Annotated in this window: 6 protein-coding genes; 3 read left to right on the top strand and 3 right to left on the bottom strand. The window is 69.6% G+C overall.

Annotation, left to right across the window (positions count from 1 at the left end):
- A partial coding sequence (locus tag VM306_RS13100; RefSeq protein ID WP_325514639.1) for a glutamine synthetase family protein occupies positions 1–1,321 on the bottom strand: 1,321 nt, incomplete at its 3' end.
- 82 nt (positions 1,322–1,403) lie between these two features.
- Between VM306_RS13100 and VM306_RS13095 the strand changes: the two genes are divergently transcribed.
- Both VM306_RS13095 and VM306_RS13090 read left to right on the top strand, forming a co-directional pair.
- Positions 1,404–2,042 (top strand): LppX_LprAFG lipoprotein, encoded by a 639-nt coding sequence (locus VM306_RS13095; RefSeq protein ID WP_325514637.1) that lies wholly within the window; start codon positions 1,404–1,406, stop codon positions 2,040–2,042.
- A complete protein-coding gene (locus tag VM306_RS13090) occupies positions 2,039–3,553 on the top strand; it encodes an MFS transporter (RefSeq protein ID WP_325514635.1) in 1,515 nt (504 codons plus the stop codon). The genes VM306_RS13095 and VM306_RS13090 overlap by 4 nt, the downstream gene beginning before the upstream one ends.
- On the opposite strand, the gene VM306_RS13085 is transcribed toward VM306_RS13090, so the two are convergent.
- Together VM306_RS13085 and VM306_RS13080 are read right to left on the bottom strand one after the other, a co-directional pair.
- Positions 3,508–5,031: an alpha/beta hydrolase gene (locus VM306_RS13085; protein ID WP_325514633.1), complete on the bottom strand. Its 1,524-nt coding sequence runs from the start codon at positions 5,029–5,031 to the stop codon at positions 3,508–3,510. The two genes, VM306_RS13090 and VM306_RS13085, sit on opposite strands and share 46 nt — an antisense overlap.
- Positions 5,031–6,593 (bottom strand): alpha/beta hydrolase, encoded by a 1,563-nt coding sequence (locus tag VM306_RS13080; RefSeq protein ID WP_325514631.1) that lies wholly within the window; start codon positions 6,591–6,593, stop codon positions 5,031–5,033. The genes VM306_RS13085 and VM306_RS13080 overlap by 1 nt, the downstream gene beginning before the upstream one ends.
- Before the next feature lie 29 nt (positions 6,594–6,622).
- On the opposite strand from VM306_RS13080, the gene VM306_RS13075 reads away from it, so the two are divergent.
- On the top strand, positions 6,623–8,335 hold the full coding sequence (locus VM306_RS13075; RefSeq protein ID WP_325514629.1) for an NAD+ synthase: 1,713 nt from the start codon (positions 6,623–6,625) through the stop codon (positions 8,333–8,335).
- Positions 8,336–8,348 lie beyond the last annotated feature (13 nt).

The raw sequence follows: 8,348 nt of genomic DNA, 5'->3' as shown, positions 1-8,348 counted from the left end.
GCAACTCGTACGGGGTGACGCTACGCCGGTACGCGTCCCACTCCGTCCTCTTGTTGCGCAGGAAGAAGTCGTAGACGTGCTCGCCCAAAGCCTCTGGCAGCAGCTCCGAGTTCTCCATCTCGGTGAGGGCCTCGCCGAGGTTCTGCGGCAGGTTGTCGTACCCGGCTGCCCGCCGTTCGCGATCGGTCAGCGACCACACGTCGTCCTCGGCGGGCGGCGGCAGCTCGTAGCCCTTCTCGATGCCCTTCAGGCCGGCGGCCAGTATCACCGCGTAGGCCAGGTACGGGTTGCACGCCGAGTCGAGCGACCGGATCTCCACCCGGCGGGACGACGACTTGCCCGGCGAGTACATCGGCACGCGCACCAGCGCGGACCGGTTCGCGTGGCCCCAGCACACCGCCGTGGGCGCCTCGCCGCCGACGATCAGCCGCTTGTAGGAGTTGACCCACTGGTTGGTGACGCCGGAGATCTCGCGCGCGTGCTTGAGCAGGCCCGCGACGAACGCCTTGCCGGTCTCGGAGAGCTGGTAGGGGTCCTCGGCGTCGTAGAACGCGTTGCGGTCGCCCTCGAACAGGCTGACGTGCGTGTGCATGCCGCTGCCGGGCTGGTCGGTGAACGGCTTGGGCATGAACGAGGCGCGCACCCCCTGGGTGATCGCGACCTCCTTCACCAGGTACCGGAACGTCATCACGTTGTCGGCCAGGGTGAGCGCGTCGGCGTAGCGCAGGTCGATCTCCTGCTGGCCGGGCGCGCCCTCGTGGTGGCTGAACTCCACCGAGATGCCCATCGCCTCCAGCGCCTCGATGGCGTGCCGGCGGAAGTGCGTGGCGGTCTCGTGGCTGGTCTGGTCGAAGAACCCGCCGTTGTCCGCCGGGGTGGGCTCGCTCCCGTCGTCGGGGAGGCTCTTGAGCAGGAAGAACTCCATCTCGGGGTGCACGTAGCAGGTGAAGCCCGCCTCGCTGGCCTTCGCCAGGGTGCGGCGCAGGACGTGCCTCGGGTCCGCCCACGACGGCGAGCCGTCGGGCATGGTGATGTCGCAGAACATCCGCGCCGAGTAGTTGCTCTTGTCCGGCGTCTGCCAGGGCAGCACCTGGAACGTCGAGGGGTCCGGCTTGGCCACCATGTCCGACTCGTACACGCGCGCGAAGCCCTCGATCGCGGAGCCGTCGAAGCCGATGCCCTCGCTGAAGGCGCCCTCCAGCTCGGCCGGGGCGACCGCCACGGACTTGAGGAAGCCCAGGACGTCGGTGAACCACAGCCGGACGAACCGGATGTCGCGTTCCTCTAGGGTGCGGAGCACGAACTCCTGCTGGCGGTCCATGTGCGGCAGCTTAAGGCCCGCCGACGTACCTTTCTCAGCGGAGGCGGCATTTGACACAGCCGGGACTCTCTACGATCAACGCATGTCCGCCCGTTGGTTGTTGGTTTGCGCACTCGCCCTGCTCACGAGCTGCACGTCCGGTGGAGATCTCCCCGACGGTGCGACGGTGCTCTCCGAGTCGGCCGGGTCGATGCGCTCGGTGAAGACCGTCCACTTCACGATCAAGGTGGACGGCGAGCTCCCGGACGTGCCGGTGAAGGACGCCGACGGCGACCTCACCTCCGCCGGTGACTCGAAGGGCACCGCGAAGGTCACGTTCGGCGGGCAGCTGCTGTCGGTCGAGTACGTGCTGACCGGGGGGAACCTGTACTTCAAGGGCCCGACCGGCGGGTTCACGAAGCTGCCGGCGGCGTTCGCGGGCCAGGTGTACGACCCGTCCGCGATCCTGAACCCGGACAAGGGCGTGGCCAAGGTCCTGGCCAGTGCGAAGGACGCGAAGACGAAGTCGTCCGGTGACGTGTCGGTGGTCGAGGCGACGGTGCCGAAGGACGTGGCGGCCGGGCTGGTGCCGGGCATCTCCGCGGACGTGAAGTCGACGTTCTCGATCGGTGGGGACAAGTTGCTCAAGAGCGCGCTGTTCGAGCTGCCCGGTGGGCAGAAGGTCGACATCGGGCTGGCCGACTTCGACAAGGCCGTCACGGTCACGGCCCCCGCGGGATGAGACGGGTCGCTCTCGCCGCGTCCGGCGCGGCCGTGCTGCTGGGGGCCCTCGACGCGTATGTCGTCGTCGGTGTCCTCACGGACATGGTGCGCGATCTCGGCATCGCGGTGAACGAGCTGGAGCAGGCGACGCCGATCGTCACCGGCTACCTGCTCGGGTACGTGGCCGGGATGCCGTTGCTCGGGCAGCTGTCGGACCGGCTGGGGCGGCGGTTCGTCCTGCAGGTGTCGCTGCTCGGGTTCCTCGTCGGGTCGGTGGTCACGGCGCTGGCGGGTGACGTGCCGCTGCTCGTCGCCGGGCGGGTGGTGCAGGGCCTGGCCGGTGGCGCGTTGCTGCCGGTCACGATGGCTCTGGTCGCGGACCTGTGGGAGGAGGACCGGCGGTCGTCGGCGCTGGGGACCGTGGGGGCGGCCCAGGAGCTGGGGTCGGTGCTCGGCACGCTGTACGGGATCGGCGTCGCGTCGCTGTTCAACGCGATGCCGTTGTTCGAGGCGTGGGAGCCGCAGAGCTGGCGGTGGGTGTTCTGGGTCAACGTACCGTTGGCGGTCGTCGCGATGGTGATCGTGCAACGGAGCGTGCCGAACACACGGCGCGAGGTCCGCATCGACGTCGTGGGTGGCGTACTGCTCGCGCTTGCGTTGTCGTTGTTGGTGGTCGCTCTCTACAACCCGACACCCGCCGAGTCCGTTCTGCCGTCGTGGGGCTGGCCTGCGCTCATCGCGGCGTTCGTGGTCCTCGCCGGGTTCTTCGTGTGGGAACGGCGTGCGAAAGCCGGGCTGATCGACCCGGAAGGCGTGCGGTGGCGGCCGTTCTGGGCCGTGCTCGGCGTCTCTCTCGCGGCCGGTGCGGCGTTGATGGTGACGCTTGTGGACGTGGAGCTGTTCGCGCAGACCGTGTTGCGCAGGGACTCGGCGGCCGCGGCGACTCTGCTCACGCGCTTCCTGATCGCCCTGCCCGTGGGCGCTGTCCTGGGCGGTTTCCTCGCGTCACGGCTCGGCGACCGCTGGGTGGCCTTCGGCGGGCTCGCGATCGCGTCGGTGTCGTACGTGTTCATCGCGCAGTGGCCCGCGGATGTCAGCGGTGGGGTGCTCACGCGTGACCTGGCCATCGCCGGTTTCGGGCTGGGCCTGGTCATCGCGCCGTTGTCCGGTGCTGTGCTGCGTGTGGTGCCCGCCGTGCGTCACGGCGTGGCGTCGGCGTTCGTCGTCGTCGCGCGCATGGCGGGGATGCTCGTGGGTGTGGCGGCGCTGTCCGCGTGGGGACTGCACCGCTTCCGCGAGCTGACGGCAGACTTGAACACGCCGCTGCCGTTCGGCGTCGAACCCGCTGAGTTCCAGCGGCAGATGGCCGCCTACCAGCGCGGGCTCACCGAGGCGCTGCTCACCGAGTACCACGAGATCTTCCTGATCACGTCGGTGATCTGCGCGCTCGGAGCGCTGGGGTCGGTCCTCCTGCCTTCCCGGCGTCAGCAGACCGCGTCGGTCTCGGGCAGTCTCAGGTCCACCAGGTAGTTCGTGCCCACGCCGTCCACGCAGCCGATGCCCGCGAGGAACGCCGTGTGCTGGTTGCCGTTGTACGTCAGCAGACGCGCGCCCATCGCCTTCGCGAGGTCCACGCCGGACTGGTAGGGCGTCGCCGGGTCACCGGTCGTCGAGACCACCAGCACCTGCGGCAGGCCCTTCACCGCCGGCGGATGTGGTTCCGACGTGTGCGGGGCCGGCCAGAACGCGCACGGGCCGAGCGCGGTCTCGTCGGTCGGGACGGTGTCGTTGCCCAGCAGTTCCAACAGCCTCCGACGGTTGGACTCCAGGGTGGCGCGGTCCTTGACCGGGGGCTCGTCGACGCAGCGGATGGCCACGAACGCGTCCTGGATGCGGCTGTAGGTGCCGTCCTGGGCGCGGCCGAGGTACTGGTCGGCGAGTTGCAGCAGGGTGGTGCCCCTGTTCTGCCGCAGCTCCTGCAGGCCCTTGAGCGCGGTCTCCCACAACCGGTCCGTGTACATCGCCTGGATGATGGCGGTATTCGCGTCCGAGTGGGACAGCCTGCGGTCGCCGACCTGCAGCGGGGTCTTCTTGAGCGGTTCGATCATCTGCCGGAACTTCGACTCGGCGGTCTTCGTGTCCGTGCCGATGGGACAGTCGCGTTGGGCGCACCAGCCCGCGAAGCGCTCGAACGACTCCTCGAAGCCCTGCGCCTGACGTGCCGACGCCGCCACCTTGTCGCCGTCGACCTCCACCGCGCCGTCGAGCACCATCGCGCGCACGTTGCGAGGGAACATCTCCGCGTACAACGTGCCGAGACGCGTGCCGTAGGAGTAGCCGAGGTAGCTCAGCTTCTTCTCCCCCAACGCGGCGCGCAGCACGTCGACGTCACGCACGACGTCCCGCGTGCCGACGTTGCGCAGGAGGTCGATGCCGCTGCGCTGGGCGCACTTCTCGACGAAGAACCTGTTCTCGGACTCCACGGCGTTCGCGGTCTCGCCCTTGGGGCGGAGCCGTTGCGCGTCGCGTTCGGCGTCGGTCAGGCACTGCACGCGGGGCTGGCTCGCGCCGACGCCGCGCGGGTCGAAGCCCACCACGTCGAACCGCTTGGCGACCGGGTTGCCCGCCTGCATGTTCGCGACGTGCGCCATGCCCGAACCGCCGGGACCACCGGGGTTCACCACCAGCGAGCCGACCCGTCGTCCCTGCTCGACGGCGGGCCTGCGCAACAGCCCGACGGTGATCGTGCCGATGTCCGGCCTCTCGTAGTCGAGCGGGACCTGCAGACGCGCGCACTGGATGCCCTCGCGCTCGAACAGGGTCTTGCTCTTCGCATCGGTCGCGTAGGGCTGGCACGCACCCCACGACAACGTCTGCCCGTAGAAGCGTTCGAGTCCCTTGCGCGCGGCGACGGGCGAGCCGTCGATGCGGGCGAACGACGTGGAAGTGCCGAGCACGATGATCAAGGCGAACAGGGCCGCGGTGACTCGGGATCGCCTCTTCGTCATTAGGCGCACCGGGTTCCGTCGGCGGGCAGGGTCTGGTCGATCAGGTACTTCACGCCGGCGTCGTCCACGCACTTCTCACCCTGCAGGAAGACCGTGTGCTGCACGCCCTCGAACGTGAGCAGCCGCGAGTTGAGCGCCTTGGCCAGGTTCACGCCCGCCTGGTACGGCGTGGCGGGGTCACCGGTCGTGGAGATGACCAGCAGCGGCGGGATGCCGTCGGCCTTGGGCGGGTCGGTGCGGGCCGTCACCGGCGCGGGCCAGAACGCGCACGAGTCGAGCGCCGCGCCGGGCGGGTTGCCGTCGTCGAGGAACGGCGCCGCGGCCTTGTACGCCTTCGCGGCCTCCAACAACGCGTTCTTGTCCGTCAGCCGTGGGTCGTCGACGCAGTGCACGGCGCTGAACGCGTCCGTGATGGTCGAGTACTGGCCCTGGTCGTCGCGGTCGTAGTAGGCGTCGGCCAGGGCGAGCAGCACCCGGCCCTTGCCGTTCCTCAGCTCCGTGAGGCCGTTGAGCAGGACCGGCCACAGCTGCTCCGAGTACAGCGCCTGGATCGTCGCCGTGATGGCGTCGTTGTAGGAGAGCTTGCGGTCGCCGACGTCGACCGGCTTCTGGATCAACGGTGTCGTGAGGTTGCGGAAGCTCGTGTTGGCGTCATCGGAGAGCGGGCAGTCGCCCTTCTCACGGCACCACTTCACGAACTCGTCGAACGCCTTCTGGAAGCCCGCGGCCTGGGCGACCAGCGACGCGAGCGGGTCCTGAGCCGGGTCGACGGCACCGTCGAGGACGAGCGCGCGCACGTTCTGGGGGAAGGTCTCGGCGTACTCGGTGCCTATGCGGGTGCCGTACGAGTAGCCGACATAGCTCAGCTTCGCGTCGCCGAGCGCAGAGCGAAGGACATCCATGTCCTTAACTACGTCCCGCGTGCCCAAGTTGGCGAGCATTGAAGCCCCGAATTTTGTACCGGCGGCACACTTGTCGGCATACGCCTTGTTCTCTTGCTCCGTTTGGGCGATTCCGGCCGGGCTCGTGTCCAGATCGAGGTCCAGACGCTCCGCGTCGCGCTCCTGTCCGGTGAGGCACCGGACCGCCGGCTCGCTCGCGCCGATGCCCCTCGGGTCGAAGCCGACGAGGTCGAACCGCTTCCCGAGGTCGGTCTTGCGGTAGTCCGCGACCATGCCCGCGGCGGCCGCCATGCCGGACGCGCCGGGGCCGCCGGGGTTGATCAGCAAAGAGCCGATCTTCTGCCCGGTCGCCTTGAGGCGGAGCGCGCCGATCGTGATCGTGTCCCCGTCGGGTTTGGCGTAGTCGAGGGGGACCTGGACGCGGGTGCACTCGACGTCGCGCTTGCTGCCGTACGCCTGGCGGCTCGACCCGGTCGTGGCGAACGACGCGCACTCCTGCCAGCCGAGCTGCTGGCCGTAGAACTTCTCCAGCCCGGCGGGGACGGTGCCGGCCGGACCGGCCTTCTCGAGGGAGACGCCCGGCTTCGCGCCTCCCTCGATGACCGACGTGCAGGACGCGAGCAGCGGAATGACGAGCAACACGCTCAAGAGACGGGGCACGGCCCGATGGTATGGGAGATGATGAAGGCATGCCGCAGCTTCGGATCGCGCTCGCCCAGGTCAACGCCACTGTGGGCGATCTCAAGGGCAACGCTTCTCTGGTCGTGGAATGGACGCGCAAAGCCCGTGAAGGCGGCGCGCACCTCGTCGTCTTCCCCGAGATGGTGCTGACCGGCTACCCGGTCGAGGACCTCGCGATCCGCACGTCGTTCGCGCGGGCGTCCGCCGAGGCGCTGGAGGCGCTGGCGGTGTCGCTGGACGACGCGGGCCTCGGGGACGTCGCCGCGGTCGTCGGGTACCTGGAGCACGACTCGGTCGGCCCGCGCAACGCGGCGGCCGTGCTGTCCGGCGGGCGGGTCGTGGCGCGGCAGTCGAAGCACCACCTGCCCAACTACGGCGTGTTCGACGAGCGGCGGTACTTCAAGCCCGGTTCCTCCCTGGACGTCGTGCGGATCAACGGTGTCGAGGTCGGCATGGTGATCTGCGAGGACCTGTGGCAGGACGGCGGCCCGATCACCGCCCTCGGTGACGCCGGCGTCGACCTGGTGGTCTCGCCGAACGCGTCGCCGTACGAGCGCGACAAGGACGACCAGCGGCTGCCGCTGGTGGCCCGCCGGGCGGCCGAGGCACACGCGCCGCTCGCCTACTGCAACCTCGTCGGCGGCCAGGACGAGCTGGTGTTCGACGGCGACTCGCTGGTGGTGGACGCCGACGGTCAGCTGGTCGGGCGCGCGCCGCAGTTCGTCGAGCACCTGATGGTCGTGGACTTCGACCTGCCCGGTGGCGGGTCGTACGAGCAGGGCCAGATCGGTGACTTCTACGTGCGCCGTGTGTCCCTGTCGGAGGCCGTGCCCGCGTACGAGCCGTTGCCCGCGCCGCGCGTGTTCGAGCCGCTGTCGGACGAGGCAGAGGTGTGGCACGCGCTGGTGACCGGTCTGCGCGACTACGTGCACAAGAACGGCTTCCGGTCCGTGGTGCTCGGTCTGTCCGGTGGCATCGACTCCGCCGTGGTGGCCGCACTGGCCGTGGACGCTCTCGGTGCCGACGCGGTCTACGGCGTCTCGATGCCGTCGTCGTACTCGTCGGAGCACTCGCGTTCGGATGCCTCCGACATGGCCGCGCGGACCGGCCTGCACTTCACGACCGAGCCCATCGGCGAGATGGTGTCGGTGTACGTCTCGCAGCTGGAGCTGACCGGCCTGGCCGAGGAGAACATCCAGGCCCGGTGCCGCGGCATGCTGCTGATGGCGCTGTCGAACCAGCACGGCCACCTCGTCCTCGCGACCGGCAACAAGTCCGAGCTCGCCGTCGGCTACTCGACGATCTACGGCGACGCCGTGGGCGGGTACGCGCCGATCAAGGACGTGCTGAAGACGCTGGTCTGGGACCTCGCCCGGTGGCGCAACGCCGAGGCGGAGAAGCGCGGCGAGACCCCGCCGATCCCGGAGAACTCGATCTCGAAGCCGCCGTCGGCCGAGCTGCGCCCCGGCCAGGTCGACAGCGACTCGCTGCCGGACTACGAGGTGCTCGACCGCCTGCTGGACGACTACGTCCACTGCGACCGCGGGTACGACGACCTGCTGGCCGCCGGGCACGAGCCGGAACTGGTGGACCGGGTGCTGCGGATGGTGGACAAGGCCGAGTACAAGCGCCGCCAGTACCCGCCGGGCACGAAGATCTCGAACAAGGCGTTCGGGCGGGACCGGCGGCTGCCGATCACCAACGGGTGGCGCGAGGGCTGACGCCCCCTTCACC

The organism is Lentzea sp., from assembly GCF_035525475.1.
Classification (GTDB): Bacteria; Actinomycetota; Actinomycetes; order Mycobacteriales; family Pseudonocardiaceae; genus Lentzea.
Note: the sequence above shows the minus strand (reverse complement) of the source record. Positions and strands in the feature narration are given on the sequence as shown.